The organism is Caldimicrobium sp. SLHALR3, from assembly GCF_058692735.1.
The window spans coordinates 921,635-947,676 of sequence record NZ_CP182484.1 but is presented as its reverse complement, the minus strand read 5'-3'; the positions used below and the strand labels follow the sequence as shown (position 1 = coordinate 947,676).

Sequence of the window (26,042 nt, the reverse complement as noted above, 5' to 3'; positions counted from 1 at the left end):
TTTTACCCTTTAAGATCTATAAGTATAAGGATCTGATACTTAGGATCTGGTGGCTCTTTTACATCTATATACTTAAATTCGTCTTCAAACCTTTTAATTACGAAATTTAAAAAGGAAGTAAGCAATTCCTTTTCAAGATACCAATTAGTTTTTGCAAACTTTTCAAAATTTTCAAATAAAGCTTTTTTCAAATCTTCTTTCATATAACATACTCCGTCTTTTTCTTCTATCAGCTCTTCTATTACTTTTTTCCAAGCACTTTTAGGCAGAGCTTCAAAAACAAATTCTTTTTTATAAACCCATTGAGAAAGCGCAGTTAATATTAAAGAACTCCAGGTAAGAAAGGTAGCATCAAAATTTCTTCCAGGCTTCCCTATTTCATTTATCCAAGAGAAAGAAGAACCGAACATCTTTTCAATAAGTGGAGCTATATAGCCTATTTCTTCAATATATCTTCTTACCATTTTTATTTCACTTAATCTTCTGAAAATGGTATACTCTTCAGAGGTTCCTATTTTATTAGGCTGGAAAAGTTTTATTTCATTTATTTTTTTAACAAGAACTCCTTTCAAAAAACCTTGATAGGGCTGATCAAGATAGTTAAGGATTGAAGGGTCAAATTCCTTACTTTTGGTAAGATTTAACGCAAATCTTCTTAATTCTCTTAAGACTGTTTGGGAAACTCTGAAAATATCTTCAAGAAAGTGTTCTTCTAAAATTTTTTTTGCTATTTCCAAATTTCCCATAGAGATATATTCAAGTCCTATATTTAAAGAACCCCAAACTTTATCTAAACTTTTTTTAATTTGTTCTATGTCATCTATAACTACATTATCAACAATTATCACCTTATTTGCTACCCAAGCAAGTTCTCTTTTCATTCTTTCGATTTGGCTTATATCTTTTATAGTATCAAGTACCTTAAAAATAAATAATTCTTCAGGACCTGTATAAACTGCAATATTAATAGAAGGTTGATATTCTTCTTCGACAGAAGGCAAATACTTGGGATCTATTTTTCTTAAACTTTTGGGATGAATATAGGAATAAACATCAAGGGCTTCAAAATACTCTGGTATACCCTCATCAGCAAGCCTTCCGTTTCTCCATCTATAAGCCCTTTCTTCAACCTCAGCAGGAATTTCCCAAATTACCGATTCCATGAGAGCAAAATAAGTATCTGGCATTTCTTCTCTTATAATCTCAATCATTCTCCTAAAATAAAATTCTAAAGATGGAACTTTAAAATCTATAAAATAAAAGTCATCAAGGGTATAGGGAGGTAAAAAATCCATAGCTTCAATTAGCTCCATCTCATCAGGTTTTTTATAAACTTTTATAAACTTTTGGAATATGGCAATCAAAAAATCCCAATCTGCAACCCTTAACCACTCAAGAACTTTATCTTCTCCAGCATTAAAAAGAAGTATAATCCAGGAAGCAACTCTTTCCGACTTTATTCTATCTTTATACCAAGCATCTATGTCAAACATAAATTGAATTTGGGTCCCCTTGGCATAGGAAAGTAGTTCTACCGCTAAATCAAGAGAAGAAGCCTTTAGAGTAAGGAATAATTCCTGAGGAGGCAAATTTTTCACTATGCCTTCTGGATAAGGTGAATAAAGAATCAACTTTGCCCTCTCTTCCCAAGGAACACTTAAAACAAGATCATATACCTGATGAAACTTTAAACCTGCTAAAGCCTTTTCTATTTCTTTTTCAGAAAGTTTTACAAGTTCTTCTAAATTAATCTCTGCTAAGGTTTCTTTCTTTGAAGAAAGCAGACTCATAATGTATTACCTCCCCACTTTTTCCCTTTACCACCATTACATCAAACCTAATTTCCTTTATTTTACTTAATTTTTCGGAATTTTTAAGAAGAAAATACTCTGCTACCTTAAAGATTTTTTCTCTTTTTCTCAAATTAACCTTCTCTTCAGCAAGAAGTTCTTCGTTACTGAATTCACTTTTTACCTCTACAAAAATAAGTGTTTCTTTTTTCTGAGCAATAATATCTATCTCTCCAAAGGGGGCTTTAAAATTTCTTTCTAAGATTTTATAACCCTTAGAGCAAAGATAATTAGCTGCAAAATCTTCGGCTTTTGCTCCCTTTTCTTTAGAGGTTAACTCTTGAAAAAATTTTTTTATTTTCACTTCTTAAAACACCTATAATAGGTTCTGTGAACCTTACAATACCCATATTTTTCAATCTTTTCAAAATGGAGTTTTGTTGCGTATCCTTTATGTTTAGAAAAGGCATATTGAGGATAAATTTCATCAAGTTTTTCCATATACTTATCTCTTGCTACTTTTGCTAAAATTGAGGCTGCAGATATAGAAGGGCAAAACCTATCCCCGTCTATTATGGCTTTCTGTAAACCCTTATATTGAGGAATCTCATGAGGACCATCTATCAGAACAAGTTGAGGCTTTATTTTTAAACTTTTTAAAGCTTGAAACATAGCTTTAAAAGTAGCAAACGAAATACCAATTTTATTGATTTCTTCAACTTCTACATAAGAAATAGCGTAATCTAAGGCATTCTTACAGATGTAGTCAAATAGCCTTTCTCTTTTTTGGGGAGAAAGAAGTTTTGAATCTTTTATTTCTGAAGAGTCAAAATCTGGAGGAAGTATAACAGCTGCTGCAAAAACAGGACCAGCAAGAGCACCTCTTCCAGCCTCATCTACTCCTGCAATGAGAGAATATCCTAATTTTTTGAACTTAAGCTCTAAGTTTGAAAATTCAAAAATGTTAAATAATTTGTTTTCCAAACCTTTAAAAGTTTATTCCATAATCTTATTGTCAAATCTTTCTTTGATACGGGCAGCCTTACCTGAGCGTTCTCTCAAATAATAAAGTCTTGCCCTTCTAACCTTTCCTCTTTTGACAATTTCTATCTTTTCAATACGAGGAGAATGATAGGGAAATGTTCTCTCTACTCCTACTCCAAAAGAAACTTTTCTTACTGTAAAGGTAGCATTAATACCTGAGCCTCTTCTCCTAATTACTACACCTTCAAAAACTTGAACCCTTTCTTTTTCCTCTCCTTCTTTTAACCTAAAATAAACCCTTATAGTGTCTCCTGGATTAAATCTTGGAAGATCTGTTCTCATATATTTCTTCTCAACTTCTCTTATCACAGGCAACATAAGAGATCTCCTCCTTATTATAGACTAAGCCCAAATATAGCACGATTTGATAAAAATGCAAATAATTTATTTTCTGCAAATAATACAAGGGAGGCCGACGGGACTCGAACCCGCAACACCCGGGGCCACAGCCCGGTGCTCTACCATTGAGCTACGGCCTCCGATACCAGAATTCTTTTTTAGAAATTTAATACATTTTATTAAAAAAGCAACCAATTGTAGAAATATTCCCAATTTTATTACTACATCTTGAAATATTGGTCTTGGGTCTTAAATTTTATGAAAACTTTAAAAATTTAAAAAAGTTTTTATGAGAGAAGAGTTTGAACTTCAGATCCCAGAAATTTCAGAAGAAGAAATTATTGATGTCCCAGAAGTTTTGCCTTTAATGGCAATAAGGGATATTGTGCTTTTCCCCTCCATGGTAGTCCCTCTTTTTGTAGGTAGACCAAAATCTATTAAAGCTATAAATGAGGCTTTAAATAATAAAAACAAACTTATAGTTCTATCTACCCAGAAAAACTCACGCATTGAAAATCCAAAACCTGAAGATCTTTATAAAATAGGAACCATAGCCTTAATTCTTAAAACCTTAGTCTTATCAGAAAATAGGTTAAGAGTGGTTGTTCAAATTTTATCAAGGGCTGAAATAAAAGAATTTCTGCAAACTGAGCCTTATTTCAAAGTTAAAATAGAACCCTGTAAAGAGATTGAACCAGAGATTATAACTCCAGAGATAGAAGCCTTGATGAGATCTGTTAAAGACAACATTGAAAAGCTCCTATCTTTGAAAGGAAATCTAAATCCTGAAATTTCTACAGCAATTCAATCTATAGAAGAACCAGGAAGACTTGCAGATCTTATTACGGCTTACTTGAAACTTAAAGTAAAAACTGCTCAGGATCTTCTTGAAACCTTAGATGGAGTGGAAAGGCTTAAAAAAATTTCAGAAATACTTATTCAGGAAATAGAAATAACCACTCTTCAAAACAAAATCCAAACTGAGGCTCAGGAAGAAATAGGAAGATCCCAAAGAGAATATTTCTTAAGAGAACAATTAAGAGCAATAAAAAGAGAACTGGGTGAATTTGAGGATGTAGAAAGCGAAATAGAAGAGTTAAGGAAAAAGATTAAAAAGGCAAAGATGCCCAAAAATGTAGAGAAAGAGGCTTTGAAACAGCTTAAACGCCTTGAATTTATGCATCCAGATTCATCTGAGGCAGCAGTCATAAGAAATTATCTGGAATGGTTGATAGAACTCCCCTGGAATAAATCAACAAAAGACAACCTAAACTTAAAACATGTAAAAAAGATTTTGGATGCAGATCATTATAATCTTGAGAAAGTAAAGGAAAGAATTCTTGAGTTTCTTGCAGTTAAAAAGATAAATCCTAAAGCAAAGGGAGCTATTATCTGCTTTGTTGGTCCACCAGGTGTTGGGAAAACAAGTCTTGGAAAGTCTATAGCTAAAGCCCTGGGAAGAAAATTTGTAAGAATTTCCTTAGGCGGAGTAAGAGATGAAGCAGAAATAAGAGGACATAGAAGAACCTATGTAGGAGCTTTGCCTGGAAGAATTATACAGGGAATAAGACAGGCTGGAACAAATAATCCTGTTTTTATGCTTGATGAAATAGACAAACTTTGCTCAGATTTTCACGGAGATCCCGCAGCAGCTTTACTTGAGGTGCTTGATCCCGAACAAAATAAAGAATTTGTAGACCACTTCTTGGATGTTCCTTTTGATCTTTCAAAAGTTTTGTTTATAGCAACTGCTAATATGACTGAACCTATTCCCAAAGTCCTTCTTGACCGTATGGAAGTTATTTACCTTTCTGGTTATACCTTTAAAGAAAAGCTTGAAATTGCTAAAAGACATCTTCTTCCCAAACTTTTAAAAGAACACGGTCTCACTAAAAAAGACATTTTAATTTCAGATGAAGTAATTTTGAAAATTATAGAAGAATATACTTATGAGTCTGGGGTAAGAGAGCTTGAAAGAAAGCTCGCAGCTATATGCAGAAAAGTGACCAGAAAATTGGCTGAAGGTGAAAAGGGTCCTTTTGAAATTACTGAAGAAAATCTTACAGAATACCTTGGACCACCTGAATATGTTGAAGAACTTAGACAGGAAAAAGACGAAGTAGGAGTTGCGACAGGTCTTGCCTGGACTCCTTACGGTGGGGAAGTTCTTTATGTAGAAGCTGTGACTATGCCTGGAAAAGGCAACCTCATTTTAACTGGGCACCTCGGAGATATTATGAAAGAAAGTGCCCAGGCTGCTCTATCCTATATAAGATCAAAACACAAAGAACTTGGTATTGATCCCAAATTTTACACCAAATATGATATCCATGTGCATGTGCCTTCTGGAGCTATACCAAAAGACGGTCCAAGTGCTGGAGTAACTATTGCAGTGGCTTTAATCTCAGCTCTTACTCAAAAACCCGTTTCTAAAGATTATGCTATGACGGGAGAAATTACTTTAAGAGGAAAAATCCTTCCTGTAGGAGGAATAAAAGAAAAGTGTCTTGCAGCCTTGAGAAAAGGAATTAAAAAGGTTCTTTTACCTTACAAAAATCAGAAAGATCTCGAAGAAATTCCAAAAGATTTAAGAGATCAAATTGAGTTTATTTTTGTCTCTCACCTTGATGAAGTTATAGATTTAGTGATAAAAAGAACTTAGGTCTTTTCAAATTAAAATTTTCTGTAATAATAATTAAAAATCCTTTAAAATTGTTTAAAAAAATGCACGAAAATATTAAAAAGAAAGGAAGAAAGCCAAAAGAAACTCCAGAAAGTAGAAAAAGAGAAATCTTGGAAGTTGTAGATAAAGATTGTAATCCTATAAGTATTTTAAGTAGAGAAGAGATTCACAAAAAAGGGTTATTTCATAAAATTGTCCATATCTTTCTTTTTAATAAAAATGGAGAAATATATCTTCAAAAGAAATCTCAAGCAGTAGATGATAATCCAGGACTATGGACCTCTTCAGCGTCTGGTCATGTTCTTGCTGGAGAAGGCGTTGTAACTACTGCACAGAGAGAATTAAAGGAAGAACTTTCTATAAAAGTAAAACTTAAAGAGGTTTTGAATTTTCCTCCTTCAGAAGAAACGGGAAACCAATGTGTTACCTTATTTGTAGGATATACCAAAAAAATACCTAAACCAAATCCACTTGAAATAGAAGAAGGTAGATTTTTTTCGGTTGAAGAAGTTGAAAGGCTTATTAAAGAAAGTCCTGAGATGTTTTCTCCTATTTTTCGCTTTTTATGGAGAAAATATTGGGAAAGTGTTTTTCAAAAAGCTCAACTGGAAAAGTAAGTCCTTCCTTTTCAATCAAAACCTTTAAGAGCTCAAAATCTCCATACTTTATGTAACGAGGAATAGGAGCTAACGCAAGTTTCTGAAGTTTTTGTTCCTTTTCTTCTATTGATAGATTTAAAGCTAATATCTGCTTTCTTAAATTTTCCATAAGCTCTATGTAAACTTCATATTCTTTACCTATAATTTCTTCAAGGGTCTCTCTCAATCTTCTTGTAACTGCAGGAACTTTTCCAGAGGTAGAAATAGCAATGTTTAAAAAACCTCTTCTTATAACTGAGGGAACAATAAAACTACAAAGGGAGGGAACATCAACTACATTGCAAAAAATACCCCTTTCTTCAGCTTCCATATATACTTCTTTCTGAACCTCTGGATCATTTGTAGCAGCAATAACCAACCAAGCTGAATTAAGATCCCCCTTTTCATATAACTTTTTTTCCCACTCAATCTTCCCTTCTTCAGCAAGTTTTTTTATTGTGGTTGTGACTTCTGGAGATATAACTTTAACCTTAGCACCAACCTTAAGTAAGTTGTTTACTTTTCTTTCTGCAACCTTTCCTCCGCCTATCACTATACAAAGCTTATCTTTAAGGTTTAAAAAAGCAGGAAAAAATTCACTAATCAATTTCTCCCCACCCCTCTAATTTTGATTTCCAAAACTGGGTTGCTTTTGGATATATTTTAATAAACTCTACATAAAGATAACCGTTTTTCCACTCAGTATTTTTTATCTCTATACTAACTTTTGCCAAACGAAAATGAGCAAGCATAGCTAAAAAGCTACTTTCTTTTTTAAATCTTACTTTAAATGTTTCCTGAAAAGGTTTATCTGTTTTAAAGATCTGAAGGGTTTCCTCAAACATACTTTTTCCTAAAGTATTATAAACTTCTTCTTTAAATTCTTCAAATTCATAAAGATTAAGCGCAAGCCTTATTAGTCTTAAAGATACGAAATGTGGATCTATTTCCCCAAGGTATGGAAAAACAACTCTTAAATCTTCGAGATTGGAAAAGGGAGTTACATATTTAACCCTTGAACCCTGATAATCAGGCTTAAAAACTACTCCTTCTCTCTTTTCTAAATGATACCTTTCTAAAAGTTCTTTTACTCTTTCATAATCTTTTTCTGGATCAAAAGGTCCACTTATCTCAGGAGAATTAAAACCATATTTTTTTAATAGTTTTAACTTTTCAGAAACACTTAAAAACTCTCCTGTTCCTTTTTTCATAAAATCGAAAACAAAAAAGTTAATATCCTCTTTTATATAGCTTGGATACTCACTAACGAAAGGGTTTTCTGGTCCTGCAACCTCAGCACATACAACAAGATCTGGATTTTCTTCAAAAAAGTCAGGAAGTCTTGGCAAAAAGTCTTCCCATCTATCAGTAGCAAAAGCACAGACATAACCTCTTCTCGTAAAAGCAAGTATCTCATCTTCTACCTTAATTAGTCTTACATTGTAACCCTCTATTTTTTCTTCAGCATAAAAGGGATATTTTAAATATCTTTTAAGACCTGTTTTTAACACATAAATTCTTGGAATATGGGGATAACCTGGGACAAAAATCTTTTCGTTAAAAAATGTTCCCATAGAATAGCTTTTAAAATCCTTATTAAGCCTAAAAAAGTTTTTTTCCTTCCAGCTAAAAAATATTAACTTTCCTTTATAATAGGCTTCTTCCCACTCTTTTAAAGGATATTTCTTTAAGTATGAATTTTCCTCCCAGCAATGTTTTAAATATTCTAAAATTTCTTTTTCATTTTCTCTCAACTTTTACCTCCCCCGGTAATTTTTCTTTTCCTAAAACTTTTATTTCTATATTTTCAATAAACTGGGGAATAAGCCAAGCTTGAGTTAGTAAATGCCTTGTTACTTTTGAAGTTGTGAATGAAAAACTTTTTCTATCACTTTTTAATATAGCTAAACTTAAAGGAATCAAAATTTGATCTGCCAGATGTTCATCTATTTGGGCTTCAGTTTTAAGAAATTCTAAAAATTGAGAAACTGCTTCTTCTCCTACCTTTTCTACAGGATATCCCTTTTTACCAAGCTCAAAAAAACCAGCCCTTTTAATTCCATCTTTATCAATTGAGTAGACAAATAGCATAGTCCCGGGAGAATCGCTTTTTACTTTTTCTAAAAATTCCTCTTTTGGTTTTAAATTAGCTTCTAAAAGCTTTTTTCTTGCAGAAGATGCCTGTCTTTCGAGAATATGCGAAGGCAAATCTTGTGAAATTACACTATAAATGTAAACATCTTCTGGTAAAAACCTTTCATTTATATCTGGTAAGAAAAAATTTTGCCACGGTAAAATATTTACCTTTATTTCTCCTCCTCCCTTTGGATAAAAACCAGCTTTTTTAAGATTTACTTCGGCTCTTAAGCCTAAAAACTTGAGAAAAGGTAAAAATACATACTTTATGTAATGAAAAGAGGGACTAAAGGGAACATGGGTTCCCCCTCTTAAATTTAGCTCTCCTCCTTGTGATAAAGCTATAGGATAAAGAAGGGTTTGAAAAAGTAAAGAGGTTGATCCTGCTGTTTTTATATCAAAAGTGTATGTTTTATTTGCAGGATTTTTTCTTGGAATAAAAGTTATTTCTGTAGAGTTAAGCTCTGCTCCAATTACTTCTGCTTCAGAAATTTCTGCACAGGCTTTTACACAGGCTAAATGCTGAGGCTGAAGTCCTGGTTTAGGTCTATTTTTTCTTATGTTAAAAATTTTAAATGGCTTTTTAAGTACTACCGAAAGAGAAAGACAGGTTCTTAAAACCTGCCCTCCTCCTTCTCCGTATGAACCATCTATTAAAATCATTTTAACTCCTCTTTTTCAAGCTCTCTTATTTCTTTTAAAAGAATTTCTACCAATTTTTCTGCCAAAATTTTTCCTTTTTCTTTAGATGCCTTCAAGGGATTGCCCCATATTCCAGAAGACCAGTATTTTTCTTTTTCAGCTACAACTCTAAACTTGGGAAACTTGGGATAGTCTTCAAAAGCCCCTTCTTTAACAAGCTCTGGTTTAAAGTAAAGTATGAGAGAAGTTTCCCATTCTCCAGCGTGGGAATCACTTTCAGGAATTTCCAATTCCTTTAAAACTGGTTTTAAAAGTTCATAAATATCTGCCACGAAAAACTTTGCATCTTTGTACATCTCAATAAAAGTTTCTGCAGTATCAATTAAGTAGGCTTTGTGCGTTCCACCTGCGTGTCCAGAAAGAATAAAAAAATTCTTAAAACCCTGCCTGTAAAATTCAAAGATAATATTTAAGAGAAGGGATTTCAAGGTTTCTCCCTTAAGACTTATAGTTCCAGAAAGTGGTTTCGTGCTTCTACAAAGACCATAATACAAAGGTGGCGCCACAAGAATTTTTGCTTTTTCTGTAATTAGTTTGCAGACTTCATATATAGTATAGAGATCTGTAGCTAAAGGAAGATGTGGACCGTGTGCTTCAACTGAACCTACGGGTATAATAACAGTTTTTGTTTCCTTTCTTAGCTTTTCAAATTCTTTAGAGCTAATACTTTCCATCAACATAGCATCCTCCCTTAATTTGAAAAAAGTTTTAAAGTGAATTATATTTAATTTTGCTATGAAAAAAAGGGTTTACATTAAAACTTTTGGCTGCCAGATGAATGAAAATGATACGGAGAAAATGTATATTTTGCTCTCTGACGAATACGAACCTACTGCAAATCCAGAAGAAGCTGATCTTATCCTGATAAACACCTGTTCTGTAAGGGAAAAACCTCAGCATAAAGCTTATAGCGAAGCAGGAAGATATAAGCATCTCAAAAAGAAAAACCCAGAGCTTATCATTGGAATAACAGGATGTGTTGCTCAGCAAGAGGGTGAAAATATTATAAAAAAACTTCCCTATGTGGATCTGGTTCTTGGAACTCAGGGATTTTATTTTATAAAAGAAGCTTTAGAAAAATTTAAAAATACAAGAAAACCTGTAGTCTTTACCGAGCTTAAACCTAATTTTAAGCCTCCTCTTATTCTTGACAAAAATGGAGTTCTTACTTCTAAGGAAAGAAAGGTTACAGCCTATGTTACTATTATGCAGGGGTGCGACAATTTTTGCTCATACTGCATTGTTCCTTATGTAAGGGGAAGGGAAATAAGCAGAGCCCCAGAAGATATTCTTAAAGAAGTGGAAGAGCTTGTTAAAAAAGGGGTAAGAGAAGTAACCCTTCTTGGGCAGAATGTTAATTCCTATGGGCTTAAGGAAAAGGGATATCCTGATTTTCCAGAACTTTTAAATTTAGTTTCTCAAATAGATGAAATCTGGAGAATAAGATTTACTACAAGCCATCCAAAGGATCTTTCTGAAAAGCTGATAAAAGTTATGGCAGAAAATCCAAAGGTATGTAAACACATTCACTTACCTTTACAGGCTGGTTCTAACAAAATTCTTAAAAAGATGAACAGAAAATACACAAGAGAAGAATACCTTGAGAAAGTAAAGAAACTGAAATCTGCAATTCCTGAGGTTGCTTTAACAAGCGATATTATAGTGGGATTTCCAGGAGAAACAGAAGAGGACTTTAAAGAAACTCTTGATATGCTTGAAAAAGTAAGATATCACGAAATCTTTTCTTTCAAGTATTCAGATAGACCTTTCACTCTGGCTCAGAAATTAGAAAACAAAATCCCTGAGGAAGAAAAAGAAAAAAGACTTAATGAGGTTCACAAACTTCAAGCAGAAATAACAAAAGAAATTTATAATTCCTATATAGGAAAGGAAGTTGAAGTTCTTGTAGAAGACTATAGTGCTAAAAACAAAAACATGCTTATGGGAAGAACTACAACCAATGTAATTGTTAATTTTAAAGCTCCTCGCCTTGACATAAAAGGCGCACTTGTAAAAGTTTTAATAACTGAAGCTGGAAAGCATTCCTTAAAAGGTGAATATTTAGAAACTATTAAAACTTAAACCTTTGTAAATTTTGCAAAATTTTGAATTTCTTGCATTTTTAAGTCAATTTTAAAATCATTTCTTTAACTAAAATCTTATAATTTCTTAGTTCATTTTTCAGGCACAACTTTTGTAGATAATAAAAAATAAAAAATCTTTTGCAGGAGGTGCGGTATGTTTAAGAAATTAAACAAAGGATTAGCTATTCTTGGAGTAATGTGGATTCTTACCCTTGGAACGGCTTTTGCTCAAAATGAGGCAGCTCCTCAACCTGGTCCTATGGGATTTCCCTACGGTAAAGGACAAAAGCACTACAGACAGAAAGAGGCTTTTTATAAACCCAATATAGATCCACAGAAAGCTCAGGAGTTTTGCAAAGAAATTCAACCTGAATGGGAAAAGATGTGGAAAACGAAAAGGGAACTATACGAATTATGGAGGAAAAATCCACCTGATTGGAAAGAAATAGAAAAAAAAGAGATGGAGCTTAGAAAAACTCAGCTTGAAATTAGAAAAAAAGCATATGAAAAGGGATTACCGTATGCTCCAAGAAATGGGCTCAGATTAAGAAAGATGTGTGGATGGTAACTAAAAATTTGGGGGCTTTTTAGCCCCCTAAATTATACTCTTTAAGTTTGTTATAAAGCGTTCTTAAAGATATCCCCAAAAGTTCTGCAGCCTTTTTTTTATTCCCACCTGTCTTTTTTAAAGCTTCCAAAATTGCCTTCCTTTCAAGATTTTTTAAACTTTCTGCCTTTTCTTCATACAAAACCTTGTCAAAACCCTCTAACTCTATCTCTATTTCTTCTCCTTTTGCCAATATAAAGCTTCTCTCAAGAACATTTTCAAGCTCCCTTATATTTCCCGGCCAAGAATAACTTTTTAAAATCTCTAGGGATCTCTTACTAAGTTTTAGAGGTTCTTTCCCTAATTTTTGAGAAATTTTTTTAATAATGTAGTCTGTAATTTTAAAGATAGCCTCTTTTCTTTCTCTTAAAGGTGGAATGTGTATAGGAAAGACATTAATCCTAAAATAAAGATCTTCTCTAAATTTCCCTTCTTTGACGAGTTCAAGAAGATTTTTATTAGTGGCAACGATAAATCTTGCGTTTGTTTTAATAAGTGTTAAACCGCCAAGCCTTTCAAAGGTTCTATCTTGTAAAACTCTTAAAAATTTTGCCTGAACAGATGGATTCATCTCAGCTATTTCGTCAAGAAAAAGGGTCCCATCTTTTGCCATTTCAATCTTTCCTGGTTTAGATTTTATTGCACCTGAGAAGGCTCCTTTTTCGTATCCAAAAAGTTCTGATTCTATAAGGGTTTCTGGAATTGCTGCACAATTTATTTCTACAAAATTTCCTTTTCTCCCACTTAAAAGGTGTATAGCCTTAGCAATCGCAGATTTTCCAGTTCCTGTTTCCCCATAAAGAATTACCGTGGTTTCTGTGGGAGCTACTTGCATTACTTTTTCATAAACATCTTCCATTCCAGCAAAAAGAATTTCTAAAGGTGGAATTTCAAAAGGCTTTTCAAAGGATTCAGGCTCTTTTCTCTCCTTGGGAATTGACTTTTCAATTTTAGAAAGAAATTCTTCTGGACTTGATAAAGGTTTAGTTATGTAATCAAAGGCTCCCTTTTTAATAGCTTCTACTGCTGAGGGGATAGTTCCATAGGCTGTTATCACTATAAACCGGGTTTCTGGTAAAATTTTTTTTGCTTTTTCTAAAAAGGTAATGCCGTCCATTTTAGGCATTTTTAGGTCAGTAATGACAAGCTGGGGGCAAAAATCAGGTAATTTCTTCAAAGCAGTCTCAGGATCGTAATAAACCTCTACTTTATATCCACTTTCTTCAAGAATAGTTTTTAAAAATAAAGCAAAAGACTTGTCATCTTCAACTATAGCGATTCTGGGATAATCAGACATACTCTCGTCCCTTCCCCTTTCTTACTTTCTATTTTAAATTTTATATTTAGTGCCTCTGAAAGTTTTTTAACTATAGCAAGCCCAAGCCCTGAACCCTTAGATTTAGTAGTGAAAAATGGCTCTATGGCTTTGTTTAAAGTCTCCTTATCCATCCCTACTCCATTATCTACTACTTCAAGTTTAATTTTATCTTCTCTTTTTTCCACATTAATTTCAACAATTTTTTCTTGCTTATTTAATTCTAAAACTGCATCAACTGCATTTTGTAAAAGATTGATAATTACTTCCTTTAATTTGTCTCTATCGCTTTTTATTTTAATACTCTCTTTAAAATTTAGCTTAAAAACCACTTCCGGATAAGTGCGTTCAAAACTTATTAACACTTCTTTAAGAAGCTCAGTTAAAGAAAATTCAGAAACATTTATTCTAACAGGATTTGCATAGAGAAGTAGCTCATCAGTAAGTCTTTCTATCCTTAGCGTCTCATTAAAAATTATTTTAAGTGGTTCTCTGAATTTTTCATCAACTCTTCCCATCAAATACTGAGAAAAGCCCTTAATACTTCCTAAGGGATTTCTTATTTCATGAGCGAGAATTTTTGTCATAAGAGAAATGCTTTCTAATTCTTTAAATTTTATTTGCATTGCCTCAACCCTTTTTATAAGTAAACTTCCCAAAATTCCAAATAAAATGAGTATAAAAGCTAATCCTATTTTTATTCCTGCAAAAATTTTAGCTTTTTTTATCAGGGTCTCAGCAGAAGAAGTATATAAAGCTATTCTTAAAATGTAAAAAATATTGTGAGTAAAACTTATTTTAAAGTCAGCTACAAAAGCTTTCCCAAAATCCTGAAAGGTTATGTAATGATAATAGGGATAAGTTGAGACCTTTTCAAGTTTAACCCTTTTACCTATCAGTTCTGGATTGGAATGCAAAACAGTATAACCATTTTGATCATAAAGGCTTATAAAAGCTACTCCTTCCCATTTTTCGTTAAGAATAATGTCAGAAAAAATTCCGTAGTCAAAACTACTTAATTCTTCAAGTTCAAGGGATTGTAAAAAATTTTGAAGGGTTATTGCTATTCCCATAGCTTTCATTTTTAAAGTATTTTCAGCTGCTATTTTTGTATTTTTGTAAGTAAGTATGGCACTTATTGTCAGGGTTAAGGAAGAAAGGATAACAACAAACCAAAGGATAATTGCAGACCAGAGATTTCTATACTTTGAAAAAAAGTTATAAAACTTTGATTTTTCCATAAAATTTATTATAAAGTTTTATTGTAAAAATTGAAAGATATGGGTTTAGCTTGTAAAAATTGGAAAATACTTTATATTATTAAATAGTTTTGAGATGCGCCCGTAGCTCAATTGGATAGAGCATTGGACTACGAATCCAAAGGTTGCAGGTTCGAGTCCTGCCGGGCGCGTTGCTTTTTCACTAACTCAAAAAGGCTTTCAAATCTTTTAAAGGCAAAGGTGGACTAAAGTAATAGCCCTGAGAATAATCAATACCAACTTCGCAAACCTTCTGATAAATCTCTTCATCTGCCACAAATTCAGCTATTGTTTTAATCCCAGCCTCTTTTGCAAAGCTAACAATAGCCTTAACAAGAGAATAAACCTTTTCATCTTGAGGTAATTTCTTTATGAGAGAGGCATCAATTTTTATGTAGTCAACTTTAAGTTCAATAATCCTTTGAAGATTTGAATATCCACTTCCAAAGTCATCTATGGCTATTTTTACTCCCTTTTTCTTAAATTCTTTTAGCTTTGAAAAAACTAATTCTGGATTCCCAATTTCTTCAGTTTCAAGAAATTCAAAAACAAGCCTTGATGAAATATCCTCATCAAGAGCCTTTTCTATAAAACTTAACAGTTCTTCAGAGAGAAAATCTCTATAAGAAAGGTTTACAGAAACCTCAAAAGGTAAAAAGCGAAAATCAGAAATAACCTTATTTAACATTATTTGAGTTAATCTAGGACCATATCCTGCTTTCTGGGCAACAGATAAAAACCTGAACGGGCTTACAACTTCTCCATTTTCGTCAATAAGCCTTACAAGGGCTTCAAATTTAACAGGTTTTCTGGTTTTATTATCAAAGATTGGCTGATAATAGGGAACTATTCTATCCTCTTCAAGGGCTTTTCTAAATTTTTTTAACCAGAAAAGTGATTCCTCGTGCAGTTTTCGAAATCTTTCTTCAGGCTCGTATTCGTATAAAAAGCTCTCATTCCTTGCTTTAGCCTCATTAAGAAGTGTATAAGCATCTGTGAGGAGTCTCTCACCTTCTACTGATTCGCAGATAGCAACTGCCGTAAAATTAAGTAAAATATTTTCTCCATCCAGAAGAAAAGGACTTTTTATTAAACTTTCAAGCCTATTTTTTATTTCTTTTGTAAGAATTTCAGAGACTTCTTTCTCTTTTTCAGGAAATTCAAATACTACAGCAAATTCATCTGCCCCCACTCTGTATGCCTCACTCTTAAAAGCCTCCTTTAACCTCTGGTAAAGCTCTTTCAAAATTTTATCTCCTGCTTTATAACCATATATAGAATTGATGTCACCGAAAAAATTGATGTCTATTAAAATAAAAACAGGATGCGAAAATTTTTGAATATCAAGAAGAAGTTTTTGACGGTTTGGAGCCGAAGATACTTTGTCGTAAAAGGTAAGAAAGAAAATTTCATCCAGGGACTGATTAAGAACCTTTACTGTCTCTGCTATTTCATCTTTTCCTTCAAGAGTTATCCTGTAAGCATGGTCTCCTTCCGTAATCCTTTTTACTCCCTCTGAGATTGCTTTCAATTTGCTAATTATATATCTGTAAGAAACATAAAAACCCAGAGTAGTCAGTATAAAAACAAAAGATAGACCTGAAAGGAGTAAAGTAAGTCGTTTAAAATAACTGATTTTCTTATTTTTAATAATTTTTAAGGAGGTATACAACAACACTTTATGGGACTCAATAAATCCATCTATAACTGAAGTTGCAGATTTAAAAAATTCAGTTCCTCTCAATCCTTTTACTTTGAAATCCTTAGCAAAGTATTCATTAAAGGTGGACATAAACATATTAAGTAAATCTTGCGCATTTCTGAACATTATAATGGTCTCTTGAGGTAAAGTTATATTTTCAAGAATCCAGTGCAGGCTTTTTCTATAACTGACAATTTCTTCAAGATATCCGAGTATAAGCTTTTTATCCTCCTCACTAAGCCCACCCTTTTCAATAGCCCCACTACTAATAGCTCTAAGTCTTCCCATATACTCAATAAATCTTGGCATTTCCATAAGAGTTACCTGAGCAAGAGTTCTAACATACAAATCAGGTTCTGTAAAAAGTTTATGTGCTTCACCTTCCATCTGTAAAAGTTGCAGACCTTTATTTATAAGCTTAGTATGGCTAAAAAAAACTTTCTTCAGCAGTGCCTTTAAATTGAGAAATTTTTAAAGACTGGTATGCTTCCCACAGAGCTTTCAAAGTCTCCTTTGTTTCAGCCTCTTCAAGATAAAGGATTTCTAGTTTTTTATAGATTTCTTCAAGCTTTCCTTCAATCTGTTTAACCTCCTTTTCTGCATAAGACTTCTCTTCTCCCTCTGGAAGAAGTAGATATAAATAAGAACGACCTCTATGTCTCTGTAAGTTCCAGACAAATTCAGCTAAGGGAGGGATATGTTTTTCTGCTTTAAGCTGAAGTCTTGCCTCTTTAATGTGAGGATAAATATAGTAAACACCCAACATTAATCCCAGTAACCACGGGATAAATGTTAAAATAAAAAGAATAAAAAGAATCTGTTTTAAGGTGAATTTTTGAAAGAATTTCCCCTCCATTACAACAATTCCATCACTTTCTTGATTAATTCTTCAGTAAGTTTAACATAGTTTACAAAGTCTTCTAATGTTATTGTTTTTTCAAGAGATAATTCTTTTAGACTCTCTTCATCAATTTCTTTTTTAATCTATTGAGATTTTAAAAAAGGATTTCTACAGGTTTGGGAAGTAATACTCATATTTTTGTAAACTGTTCCTATGTCAATTATATCTCTTAATTTTAATGATAAACCTTTATAAAAAACTTTTTTGGCAACGATTTCTATATCAGACTCTACAGGAACTTTATAACCTTCAATTTCTACAAGATTATTAGGTATTCCTGTTAAATTTCGGGAAACAATGAAAAAGGCATATTAACTTGTCTTAATTTAATAAATTCATAAAGTTTTATTTTTCGTATAAATATTCTTCAAGTTCTTGATTTCTATAGATAGGCTTTATAAACTTTTCATAATAGGTTTTCAAAAGTTCAAGGAAGATATTGTTATAATAACAGAATTGAATTAAAAGCGGAAGAGGAACTTCGGTAAAGAGGACATAAATTCTCTCTGATTGAGGAGGGATGAGGTTTTTAATAATTTCAGCAAGCTTTTTTTCTTCCCATATTTCCTTGTATGCAGCACTTACTGTTAAAGCAATACTCATATAACTAACTATGAAGATATAAGGTGCAACCAAGCAGGTCAAGATTTTACCATTTCTGACCACTTTTGAGCAAGCTCGTCTCTTCTTGGTTTGTAAACAGCTTCATAAAAATATCTTTGTGAAAGAAGAACACCTTTGTCGTAACTTTTAACAATTTCTAATGCCTCTTTCCATGCCTCTTCAAATTTGCCTTTAAACCTTGCTTCAACCTGTTTTTCAAAATCCTCTGGAGTTTGTATGTCATCCCCTATTAAGAAAAATTTTTTATCTTCTATTTTCACACAATAAGCCATTTCATCCCCCAGTCTTTCTATGGAAAAACTTTTTTCTATTTCACTGATGTCCTTTTTTGGAAACTTGCGAATTAGCTTCCATTTAGGAAGCTTTATTTCTTTTAAAAGTCTGTGGGATTTAAATCCCTTCTTTGCAGCAGCATAAAAAATGGCTCTATTTAAACCAAAGCTTTTTGCCTCATCAATAGAATAACCTAAAACGTAAGCCCTTGCTGCCTGCAATGTTGCCATTACTTGAAATCTTCCTATCATCTTTATCCCTTAATCTTTCTCCAGTAATGCGTAGCAATAGGTGCTGATTCAGAAACTAAGTATGGCGAATCAAGATTTTTTATAACTATACCTTCAAATCCCTTTTCTAAACACTCTTTTAAGGCAGTTTCCCAGTTTTCTAAAATTTTATATTCTAAAAAATAAAATGGCGGATTTAATGTAATTTCTTTTAACAAAAATTTCCTTTCTCTTAGTGGTTTATTTCCTACAAATTCTCCTTTAAAATATACCACATCAAAAACATAAATTACAGGTTTTGCAAGCCCTGTTTTTGCCATTACAGAGGGAATCCCTCTCCTACCTTTTGTAGAATAAAGTTCACTGTCAAGTAAAGTACCTGGAGGAAGTTCTTTTAAGTAAGGAATGAGATAGAAGAGATTTTTTGTCCAGTTAGGGTGTTTTTCAAGTCTTCTTCCCCAAAATTCAATTCTGCCATCTTCATACTTTATTATTTGAAGTCTCCATCCATCTATTTTAGGTTCGAAAATCCATTCTCCTTCTAATTTTTCTCCAAAATATGGAATTGGTTGCATAGGAAATATGGGAGAAATTTTCATAATTTTAATTTTAACTTATTTTTTATAAATTTTCTCGTTTCTTCTGCTAAAAGAAGCAAAACTGCAAAGGGTATCAAAATAAGCCAGACCTCTAAAGAAATTGGATAAGTTGAAAATATTTTATTCCCAATTGGATGATAAACAATAAAAAGTTGCAGGGCGATTTCAAAGGCAATTCCTACTAAGAGAAATTTATTTGAAAACATTCCTATGCTAAAGACAGATTCTTCAAAAGAGCGATTGGCAAAAGCATTTGCAACCTGAGCTATAACGATACCTGTAAGACAGGCAGTGGTAGCTTGCAGATAAAGATGAGTGTGGTTTAAAACATAGAAAAACCCAAAAAGTCCTGCGGTAGCTTCAATCGGTCCCAAAAACAAAAAGACTCTTAAAAGAAGCCCAAGATTTAAAAGCCTCTCTTTTGGACTTCTTGGCGGTTTTCTCATAACCTCTTTAGTAGGTTTTTCCACCCCAAGAGCAAGAGCAGGAAGTATATCAGTTCCAAGGTCAATAGATAAAATCTGCATAATTGTTAAAGGTAAGGGGATTCTGAAAATTGCATAAGCAAGATAGGGTACAAGCTCTGCTACATTAGAAGTAAAAAAGTAAGAAATAAACTTTCGTATGTTTTCATAAATTGCCCTTCCCTCTTCAATTGCACTAACTATGGTTGCAAAGTTGTCATCAAGAAGAATCATTTCAGCAGATTCTTTAGCTACATCAGTTCCACTTCCCATGGCAACACCTATGTCAGCTTTTTTTAATGCTGGAGCATCATTTACTCCATCTCCTGTAACAGCAACCCTTTCTCCCAATTCCTGTAAAAGTGTTACAATTCTCAACTTGTCTTTTGGGGTCATTCTCGTAAAAATTATCTCTTTTTGAGAAAGCCTTTCTTTAAGCTCTCTATCACTTATTTTGTGAAATTCTTCTCCCTCAATTATTATTGGATTTTCCCTTACAAGCCCTATTTCCTTAGCTATGGCAAGAGCAGTTCTACTTGCATCTCCTGTAATGAGAATTATCCTTATACCTGCTTCATGACACTTTTTTATAGCTTCTTTTACCTCTAGTCTTGGTGGATCCTCAAGTCCGGCAAGCCCAACAAATACCATATCTTTTTCTGGCTCTTCTGAATAGGCAAAGCATAAAACCCTTAGTCCCTCATCCATTAAAGCTGTATAAGAAGTACGAATTTTTTCTGTCAATTCATCATTTAGAATTACTTTTTCGCCATTTATAAGAGCATACTTACACAAAGGAAAAACAGTCTCAACAGCACCTTTTGTAAGAGAAAGCTTAATACCGTCAATCAGATTTACTGTTGTCATTCTTTTTCTTTCAAAATCAAAAGGAATCTCAAAAAGTCTTTTAGATTCAAAATCTCCAAAATTTTCTCTAACATACTTTAAAAGTGCTACTTCTGTTGGCTCACCTTTATACTGATTATCAACGAATTTAGCATTATTGCAGAGATAGGCAATTTTTATAAGCATATCAACGGCTTTGGAATCAAAGGTCCAAAGTTTTTTTACTTCCATTTTATTTTGAGTGATTGTTCCTGTTTTATCAGTGCATATAACTGTTATTGAACCAAGAGCTTCAACTGAGGTTAATTTTTTTATAAGTGCCTTTCTTTTAAGCATTCTCTGACTTCCAATAGCAAGTGAGAGAGTAACAGTAGGAAGCATTCCCTCCGGGACAAGGGCAACAATTACGCCAATAGCAAAAATAAAATTATCCCAAAAACTTCTTCCAATGATATGCCCTATAACAAAAAAGAGTAATCCAATGGAAGTAGCAAAAAAAGCGATAATTTTTGATGTTTTTGCAATTTCTCTTTGAAGAGGGGTTTGCTGAACCTGAACAGTTTCTGTAAGACTTGCAATTCTTCCAAACTCTGTTGACATTCCTGTAGCAAAAACAACAGCCTTCCCATTTCCTGAAACAACTGTTGCACCTGCAAAGGCTATGTTTTTACTTTCGATTAGTTCTCCGGTGTCAGGCTCATCAGTTAAAGTAACTGCGATAGATTCTCCTGTTAAGGGAGCGTTATTAACAGTAAGGCTGTGAGATTCAATTACCCTTGCATCTGCTGGAACTTTATCTCCTTCAGATAAAATAATTAAATCTCCTGGAACGAGCTCTCTTGCAGGAATTTCCTTTTCCTTCCCTTCTCTTATTACTTTTACATAAAAAGGAAGCATCTGCCTCAGTTTTTCAATAGCCTTTTCTGCTTTGTATTCCTGAACAAATGCAAAAATAGCATTTATAAAGATTACTCCAATAATTGCAAAACCAAGATGACGCATTCCCTCGCCAGGATTGAGGTAATCAGAAATGAAAGCAAGCAAAGCTGCAAGCCATAGAATTATAGCAAGAAAGTGAGTTAACTGATTTAAAAACTTAAAAATTAATGAACCTTTGCGAAGCTCTTTTATCTCATTAAAACCAAAGTGCAAAAGTCTTTGCCTTGCTTCTTCCTCTTTTAGCCCATCCTCTGATGTGCCAAGTAATTTGAAAACTTCTTCTTTTGAAATTTCGTTTATTCTCATTCTTTTTGGTAGAGCCTGAAGGTTATTAAATTACAAGGCGGATTTTCAATAAACTTTTCGTAATCTGATTTTAAAAACTTAAAAACCTTTGGCTTTTCTATCTCTATCAAAACAAGTCCCACCTTCTTTGATAAAGCCTGAAATACGGCTGTTTTGTAAGAAAACTTAGGAAAGATTTTGCTCTCAAATTTTATTCCTTGGTCTTTTAAAATCGAAAAAAAATTTTCTATGTCTTTATCATTTCCAAAGTAATTTATAATAAACTTTGCGTGAAAAATTTTAGCTATATTTTCAAGAAAAGTGGCTTTTTCTTTTATTTGAGATATTTTTCCTTTTAAGATCAAAAGGATTTTTTTGGGAAGTATCTTACCAAGATTAACGATTTTAACATTTACAACTGAGCAAGGAAGTTCAAAGATTTTTCTCAAATTCTCATCAGGCAAAAATACAATTTCAACATTTTCTTTTTTAATGATTTCTTTTAATTCCTCAAATTTATCTCCTGTTTTTATAATACCTTGGGTCTTAATTTTTATTTTTTCAGCCTCAAGAAATATTTTTTGCAGAATTTGTTCAGATCTTTCAAACTGAGTTCCCTTTTTATGAATAAGACAGATAAGAAAAAAAGCATTATTAATTTTAGCAAACTTTAAGGCATAACGGGCTGAAACTTCTGAGGTTATTTTTTCATCAACTAACGCAAGAATTCTTTTAAACATTTAAAAATAAGCTCTTTTCTTTCTCTCTATATCCACAATTTTTACACAGAGAGCCTCAAAAGTCAATTGATAAATTAAAGGCTAATTTTTATGAACATTATAACTTATAGTCAAAATTTTTAGTCCATTTTTGACATAATATAGTTGTTTGATTATATTATTTGTATCATGAAACCAAAAGAAGTAATGGAAGTTTTAAGAATTTCAAGAAGCACACTAAGAAGACTCAGAAAAGGAGGAAAGATAAAAGCCATTAGGCTTCCCAACGGAAGATACGAATACGATGAGGAGAGCGTTTATAGATACCTCTTAGAGACTATGGGAAAACCGCGGGAGAGGAAAATCGTAATCTACGCAAGAGTGAACTCTCCGAAACAAAAGCAAGACCTTATAAACCAGATAGAACTTGCCAAGAACTTCTGCGTAGCAAGAGGCTGGAGAATAGATGGAGTTTATAAGGATGTAGCTTCTGCTCTTAACTTTGATGCAAGAAAGGACTTTCAGGCACTCTTGAACGAGATTTTGAGTTACAGAATAGAGAAGGTTGTGGTGACCTACAAAGACAGACTCACAAGGGTGGGATTTAACTTTTTTGAAAACCTTTTCGCAAGATTCGGAACTCAGATAGTTGTTATCAATGACTACACCAACGAAAAGAAGGATGTTGAGGAAATAATAGAAGAGATAACAACTCTACTTCACTCCTTCTCTATGAAGTATTATTCAAACAGAAGAAAACTCAGGAAGATCGTGGAGGATGTCATCAGTTAAGAAAGTTCTCACAATAAGGATTTCTGGAAAAGAAAGAAAGCAGAAGGTTAGAAGACTTCTTTATGATCTTTTACACTTCAAGAATTTGCTTATAATTCTTATAAACAAGTACAGGCTTATTTTCAAAGAAACTCTTCTAAATCAATCTGTCCTTTACGGTTTGCTTACAGAAAACGGTTATACAGGCAAGTATAAAACGGACCTTGAAAAAGTTCTGGAAAGCATAAGTATTAACAGAGAATTGGCGGAATTTTTAGACAAATTAAAACCTCAAAAGAAAAAAGCTGGAAATGCGCCACTTATTCAATCAGTTATAAGACAGGTTATAAAGGATTTTAAAAGCTATTTCAAAGCTCTTAAGAAGTTTAGCATAGACCCATCAAGATTTACAGGGGTTCCTCAACCTCCGAAACCTAAAAAACTGAGATTCTTAATGAACTTTTCTGTAGAAGCCAACGCGAATATTTTCAAGCAAGAAAAAATTATCTTCTCATAAGACTAAGAGAAGGAAAGTATTTGAAAGTGAAACTTCCCAGAGACTTTCCTTACAGAGTAAGCTCAGTCAGGCTTAAGTTTTTTGGTGATGACCTGTACGTGGATGCCGTGTATGAGTGTTCTCTAGAGACTAAACAATCTAAAGGCAACTTCAAGGTAGGAATAGATGTAGGACTTGATGAGCTTTTATCGGTAGTTTCGGAAAATCCAGAACTAAAAAGCTTCATAGTCTCTGGAAGAGAAATCAAGGCTTTCAACCAGTGGTTTAACAAAAAGAAGGCAAAACTTCAAAGTCAAATGGATTGCCTGAAAAATGAACTGAAAAACGAAATAAATTATGGAAAAGAAGACTTAAATCACTTAAAAAGAAAACTACATGAACTTGAGATAAAAAGCAAAGTTTTATCCGCTTATAGAAAAAGATGGATAGATACTCAATTTCACAGGATTGCAAGAAAATTGGTAGATTTACTTTACGAAACAGGACACAAGGTAATTTACATAGGCAAAAGTGCATTGGAAAGCAAGAACGGAATAAATCTTGGAAGAAAAACTAATCAAGCTTTTGTATTTATACCCTTCAGGAGATTGATAGAATTAATTAAATACAAGGCACAAGAACTTGGAATGGAAGTTGTGGAAGTGGACGAATCTTATACTTCTAAAACTTCACCTTTTACAGATATAGAAAAAGTTCAAGAAACAAAAGACTTTAAAGGAGAAAGAAAAGGAAATCTTTTTAAGGACAAAATTTTGAATAAAGTATTTCATGCAGATCTTGTGGGAGCTTTAAATACTCTCAGAAAGGGAGCAAAGCTCCCGAAACTTGAGTTTTACGATAACCTGAAAGTTCTATTTGTTAAGCTTTGTAATCCTGTAAGATTGAAACTGATGGACTTGTTTTTCAAAGTAATCCCTGAGTCCCTGTTAATAACAGGGATAGGGGATAGTAGGCGGGAAAGTATATCTCCCGCAGGGTTGAGTCTGAGAGCTGAAAAATCTAATTATTTAAATACATTTTGTTCTTAATTTTCAGTTCTCAGATACCTTCCTGAAAAATGGGTTTATCAAAACGATATACCATGCCTTCAAAAAATGCCACTTTTTCTCCTGTATCCTTTTTAGTAACAGTTATATGATAGGTTGCCAAGTTTTTCCCTCTGTGAAATTCCTGGGCTTTCGCTACAAGTTTTTCTCCCACCTTAGCAGATTTTATATAAGTTATATTTGCATTTATAGCCAGCGCCAGAGTACCATAGGAATTTGAGGCAAGGGCAAAGGCAAGATCTGCTAAAGTAAAAATAACCCCTCCCTGACATACATTAGCAGCATTTAAATGGGTTTCTTTAACCTCCATTTCAACTTCTGCTACTCCCTCTCCCATATCTGTAACTTTTGCTCCAAGAAATTCAAAAAGTTTATCTCTACTATAAATGTATTCTTTTACTCTTTCATAAATCTTTTTCTCCATTTGAATCCTCCCACATAGCATTTTTAATTTGACCAATAATTTTAACTGTTATATAATTTTTGTAAATCTTTTATAAACTTGAAATTGGAGGGGGTTATGAAATTTTACAGAACCCTTCATCCAAGACCAGTTGTCGTTATAGGAAGTGGAAATGTAGAAAAAGAAGAAGTAAATTTTATGGCATGCTCTTGGATTACTCCTATTGCTGAAGATATTCCAGCACTTGGTTTTGCCTGTGATAAAGGGCACTTTACCCATAGGCTTATTCAGAAATATAAAGAATTTTCAGTAAACATAACAGAGGATATTGAGCTTATCTGGAAAGTTGGTACATCAAGTGGAAAGGAAATAAATAAAGTTGAAAAATTCAGTATAAAAGTTAAAAAAGGTAAAATTTTAAGTGTGCCTCTTCTTGAAAATGCTCTTGCAGTTCTTGAATGCAAAGTAATAGAAGAAGTTGAAGTGGGAGAAGTAATGTTTTACATAGGTGAGGTTAAAAACTGGGATGCAAGAGATTTTGATGAATATGGATATAAAGAGTTTTGGAGACTTCCGCTTCACAAAGGTGGAAAGGCTTTTACTTTTTCCTCTAAAAAACTTTACTTTCCAAAGTAAATTTTAGAATGCAAATTTACACACTTGGAACCTCTAACAGAACTCTGGAAGAATTTCTTGAAATTTTAAAATTCTATAAAATTCAAGCTGTTGCTGATGTTAGAAGATGGGCAACTTCTCAGAGATTCCCACATTTTAAAAAAGAAAATCTTGCAAAAATTTTGCCTGAAAGTGGAATCTCATATTATCACTTTGATGATCTCGGAGGTTATAGAATTGAAAACTATGAGAATTACATGAAAACAGAAGCTTTTGAGTCTGCTCTAAAAAAACTTATAGAGGTTGCTAAAAGAGAACTGACCTGCATGATATGTGCCGAAAAATTTCCCTGGAGATGTCACAGAAGATTTATAGCAAGAGCTTTGGAAGAATTAGGAATTGAAGTTATACACATTATTGAAAAAAATAAGCTGTGGAAACCAAAAATTGCATTTATTTTTTCCAGAAAATAGGAATAAGAAGAATTAAAACGGTATAGTATTCAAGCCTT

General features: G+C 33.0%; 27 protein-coding genes and 2 tRNA genes. 10 read left to right on the top strand and 19 right to left on the bottom strand.

Features of this window, described 5'->3' with window-relative positions; translation table 11 throughout:
* Positions 1-2: 2 nt before the first annotated feature.
* From ACLGLP_RS05095 to ACLGLP_RS05075, 5 genes are all read right to left on the bottom strand, one after another.
* Positions 3-1,790, bottom strand: coding sequence for a DUF6178 family protein (locus ACLGLP_RS05095; protein WP_492112201.1), 1,788 nt, complete (start codon positions 1,788-1,790; stop codon positions 3-5).
* The gene (locus ACLGLP_RS05090) at positions 1,747-2,154 is read right to left on the bottom strand and encodes a YraN family protein (protein WP_492112200.1); all 408 of its coding nucleotides are present in this window, start codon (positions 2,152-2,154) and stop codon (positions 1,747-1,749) included. The genes ACLGLP_RS05095 and ACLGLP_RS05090 overlap by 44 nt, the downstream gene beginning before the upstream one ends.
* Complete coding sequence (rnhB, locus tag ACLGLP_RS05085; RefSeq protein ID WP_492112199.1) at positions 2,151-2,774, bottom strand: ribonuclease HII; 624 nt, start codon at positions 2,772-2,774, stop codon at positions 2,151-2,153. Before rnhB ends, ACLGLP_RS05090 begins: the two co-directional genes overlap by 4 nt.
* 12 nt (positions 2,775-2,786) lie before the next feature.
* Positions 2,787-3,152: a 50S ribosomal protein L19 gene (rplS, locus tag ACLGLP_RS05080; protein WP_492112198.1), complete on the bottom strand. Its 366-nt coding sequence runs from the start codon at positions 3,150-3,152 to the stop codon at positions 2,787-2,789.
* 89 nt (positions 3,153-3,241) lie between these two features.
* A tRNA-His gene (locus tag ACLGLP_RS05075) sits at positions 3,242-3,313 on the bottom strand.
* A 149-nt stretch (positions 3,314-3,462) separates the two neighbouring features.
* Between ACLGLP_RS05075 and lon the strand changes: the two genes are divergently transcribed.
* Entirely contained in the window at positions 3,463-5,835 is a 2,373-nt protein-coding gene (gene lon, locus ACLGLP_RS05070; RefSeq protein WP_492112197.1) for an endopeptidase La, read from the top strand.
* A 62-nt stretch (positions 5,836-5,897) separates the two neighbouring features.
* Positions 5,898-6,473: an NUDIX hydrolase gene (locus ACLGLP_RS05065; protein ID WP_492112196.1), complete on the top strand. Its 576-nt coding sequence runs from the start codon at positions 5,898-5,900 to the stop codon at positions 6,471-6,473.
* On the opposite strand, the gene ACLGLP_RS05060 is transcribed toward ACLGLP_RS05065, so the two are convergent.
* From ACLGLP_RS05060 to ACLGLP_RS05045, 4 genes are read right to left on the bottom strand one after another with little or no spacing between them, the layout of a single operon-like run.
* Entirely contained in the window at positions 6,406-7,101 is a 696-nt protein-coding gene (locus ACLGLP_RS05060) for a precorrin-2 dehydrogenase/sirohydrochlorin ferrochelatase family protein (protein ID WP_492112195.1), read from the bottom strand. The two genes, ACLGLP_RS05065 and ACLGLP_RS05060, sit on opposite strands and share 68 nt — an antisense overlap.
* Positions 7,094-8,248 carry an RNA ligase gene (locus ACLGLP_RS05055; protein ID WP_492112194.1) on the bottom strand — a complete coding sequence of 385 codons (1,155 nt, stop codon included), beginning with the start codon at positions 8,246-8,248 and terminating at the stop codon, positions 7,094-7,096. The genes ACLGLP_RS05060 and ACLGLP_RS05055 overlap by 8 nt, the downstream gene beginning before the upstream one ends.
* A complete protein-coding gene (rtcA, locus tag ACLGLP_RS05050) occupies positions 8,235-9,293 on the bottom strand; it encodes an RNA 3'-terminal phosphate cyclase (RefSeq protein WP_492112193.1) in 1,059 nt (352 codons plus the stop codon). Before rtcA ends, ACLGLP_RS05055 begins: the two co-directional genes overlap by 14 nt.
* Positions 9,290-10,006, bottom strand: a complete 717-nt coding sequence (locus ACLGLP_RS05045) for a creatininase family protein (protein WP_492112192.1) — start codon at positions 10,004-10,006, stop codon at positions 9,290-9,292. The genes rtcA and ACLGLP_RS05045 overlap by 4 nt, the downstream gene beginning before the upstream one ends.
* Positions 10,007-10,067: 61 nt before the next feature.
* Between ACLGLP_RS05045 and miaB the strand changes: the two genes are divergently transcribed.
* Together miaB and ACLGLP_RS05035 are read left to right on the top strand one after the other, a co-directional pair.
* Entirely contained in the window at positions 10,068-11,414 is a 1,347-nt protein-coding gene (gene miaB / locus ACLGLP_RS05040) for a tRNA (N6-isopentenyl adenosine(37)-C2)-methylthiotransferase MiaB (RefSeq protein WP_492112191.1), read from the top strand.
* Positions 11,415-11,570: 156 nt separating this feature from the next.
* On the top strand, positions 11,571-11,984 hold the full coding sequence (locus ACLGLP_RS05035) for a hypothetical protein (RefSeq protein WP_492112190.1): 414 nt from the start codon (positions 11,571-11,573) through the stop codon (positions 11,982-11,984).
* 19 nt (positions 11,985-12,003) lie between these two features.
* Here ACLGLP_RS05035 and ACLGLP_RS05030 read toward each other — a convergent pair whose 3' ends face one another.
* Positions 12,004-13,320 (bottom strand): sigma-54-dependent transcriptional regulator, encoded by a 1,317-nt coding sequence (locus tag ACLGLP_RS05030; protein WP_492112189.1) that lies wholly within the window; start codon positions 13,318-13,320, stop codon positions 12,004-12,006.
* On the bottom strand, positions 13,293-14,579 hold the full coding sequence (locus ACLGLP_RS05025) for a two-component system sensor histidine kinase NtrB (protein WP_492112188.1): 1,287 nt from the start codon (positions 14,577-14,579) through the stop codon (positions 13,293-13,295). The genes ACLGLP_RS05030 and ACLGLP_RS05025 overlap by 28 nt, the downstream gene beginning before the upstream one ends.
* Positions 14,580-14,675: 96 nt before the next feature.
* Here ACLGLP_RS05025 and ACLGLP_RS05020 point away from each other — a divergent pair.
* Positions 14,676-14,749 (top strand) — tRNA-Arg (locus ACLGLP_RS05020).
* Between the two features lie 11 nt (positions 14,750-14,760).
* On the opposite strand, the gene ACLGLP_RS05015 is transcribed toward ACLGLP_RS05020, so the two are convergent.
* The 7 genes from ACLGLP_RS05015 to ACLGLP_RS04985 form a co-directional block, all read right to left on the bottom strand.
* Complete coding sequence (locus tag ACLGLP_RS05015; RefSeq protein ID WP_492112187.1) at positions 14,761-16,686, bottom strand: EAL domain-containing protein; 1,926 nt, start codon at positions 16,684-16,686, stop codon at positions 14,761-14,763.
* 40 nt (positions 16,687-16,726) lie between these two features.
* Positions 16,727-17,062, bottom strand: a complete 336-nt coding sequence (locus ACLGLP_RS05010; RefSeq protein WP_492112186.1) for a hypothetical protein — start codon at positions 17,060-17,062, stop codon at positions 16,727-16,729.
* A gap of 483 nt (positions 17,063-17,545) precedes the next feature.
* Positions 17,546-17,803 (bottom strand): hypothetical protein, encoded by a 258-nt coding sequence (locus tag ACLGLP_RS05005; protein WP_492112185.1) that lies wholly within the window; start codon positions 17,801-17,803, stop codon positions 17,546-17,548.
* A gap of 38 nt (positions 17,804-17,841) precedes the next feature.
* Complete coding sequence (locus ACLGLP_RS05000) at positions 17,842-18,348, bottom strand: hypothetical protein (protein ID WP_492112184.1); 507 nt, start codon at positions 18,346-18,348, stop codon at positions 17,842-17,844.
* Positions 18,349-18,350: 2 nt separating this feature from the next.
* Positions 18,351-18,926, bottom strand: coding sequence for an ATP-dependent DNA ligase (locus ACLGLP_RS04995; RefSeq protein ID WP_492112183.1), 576 nt, complete (start codon positions 18,924-18,926; stop codon positions 18,351-18,353).
* The gene (locus ACLGLP_RS04990) at positions 18,923-21,481 is read right to left on the bottom strand and encodes a cation-translocating P-type ATPase (protein ID WP_492112182.1); all 2,559 of its coding nucleotides are present in this window, start codon (positions 21,479-21,481) and stop codon (positions 18,923-18,925) included. The genes ACLGLP_RS04995 and ACLGLP_RS04990 overlap by 4 nt, the downstream gene beginning before the upstream one ends.
* Positions 21,478-22,200 (bottom strand): universal stress protein, encoded by a 723-nt coding sequence (locus ACLGLP_RS04985; protein WP_492112181.1) that lies wholly within the window; start codon positions 22,198-22,200, stop codon positions 21,478-21,480. The genes ACLGLP_RS04990 and ACLGLP_RS04985 overlap by 4 nt, the downstream gene beginning before the upstream one ends.
* Before the next feature lie 168 nt (positions 22,201-22,368).
* Between ACLGLP_RS04985 and ACLGLP_RS04980 the strand changes: the two genes are divergently transcribed.
* The 3 genes from ACLGLP_RS04980 to ACLGLP_RS04970 are packed head-to-tail and all read left to right on the top strand — an operon-like array spanning position 22,369 to position 24,495.
* Positions 22,369-22,971 (top strand): IS607 family transposase, encoded by a 603-nt coding sequence (locus tag ACLGLP_RS04980; protein ID WP_492113732.1) that lies wholly within the window; start codon positions 22,369-22,371, stop codon positions 22,969-22,971.
* Complete coding sequence (locus ACLGLP_RS04975) at positions 22,958-23,467, top strand: hypothetical protein (RefSeq protein ID WP_492112180.1); 510 nt, start codon at positions 22,958-22,960, stop codon at positions 23,465-23,467. Before ACLGLP_RS04980 ends, ACLGLP_RS04975 begins: the two co-directional genes overlap by 14 nt.
* A 26-nt stretch (positions 23,468-23,493) precedes the next feature.
* On the top strand, positions 23,494-24,495 hold the full coding sequence (locus ACLGLP_RS04970; RefSeq protein WP_492112179.1) for an RNA-guided endonuclease InsQ/TnpB family protein: 1,002 nt from the start codon (positions 23,494-23,496) through the stop codon (positions 24,493-24,495).
* Positions 24,496-24,505: 10 nt separating this feature from the next.
* On the opposite strand, the gene ACLGLP_RS04965 is transcribed toward ACLGLP_RS04970, so the two are convergent.
* Positions 24,506-24,937, bottom strand: a complete 432-nt coding sequence (locus tag ACLGLP_RS04965; RefSeq protein ID WP_492112178.1) for a PaaI family thioesterase — start codon at positions 24,935-24,937, stop codon at positions 24,506-24,508.
* 96 nt (positions 24,938-25,033) lie between these two features.
* Between ACLGLP_RS04965 and ACLGLP_RS04960 the strand changes: the two genes are divergently transcribed.
* Entirely contained in the window at positions 25,034-25,552 is a 519-nt protein-coding gene (locus tag ACLGLP_RS04960) for a flavin reductase family protein (protein WP_492112177.1), read from the top strand.
* Positions 25,553-25,560: 8 nt separating this feature from the next.
* Complete coding sequence (locus ACLGLP_RS04955) at positions 25,561-26,004, top strand: DUF488 domain-containing protein (protein WP_492112176.1); 444 nt, start codon at positions 25,561-25,563, stop codon at positions 26,002-26,004.
* The last annotated feature ends 38 nt before the right edge of the window (positions 26,005-26,042 follow it).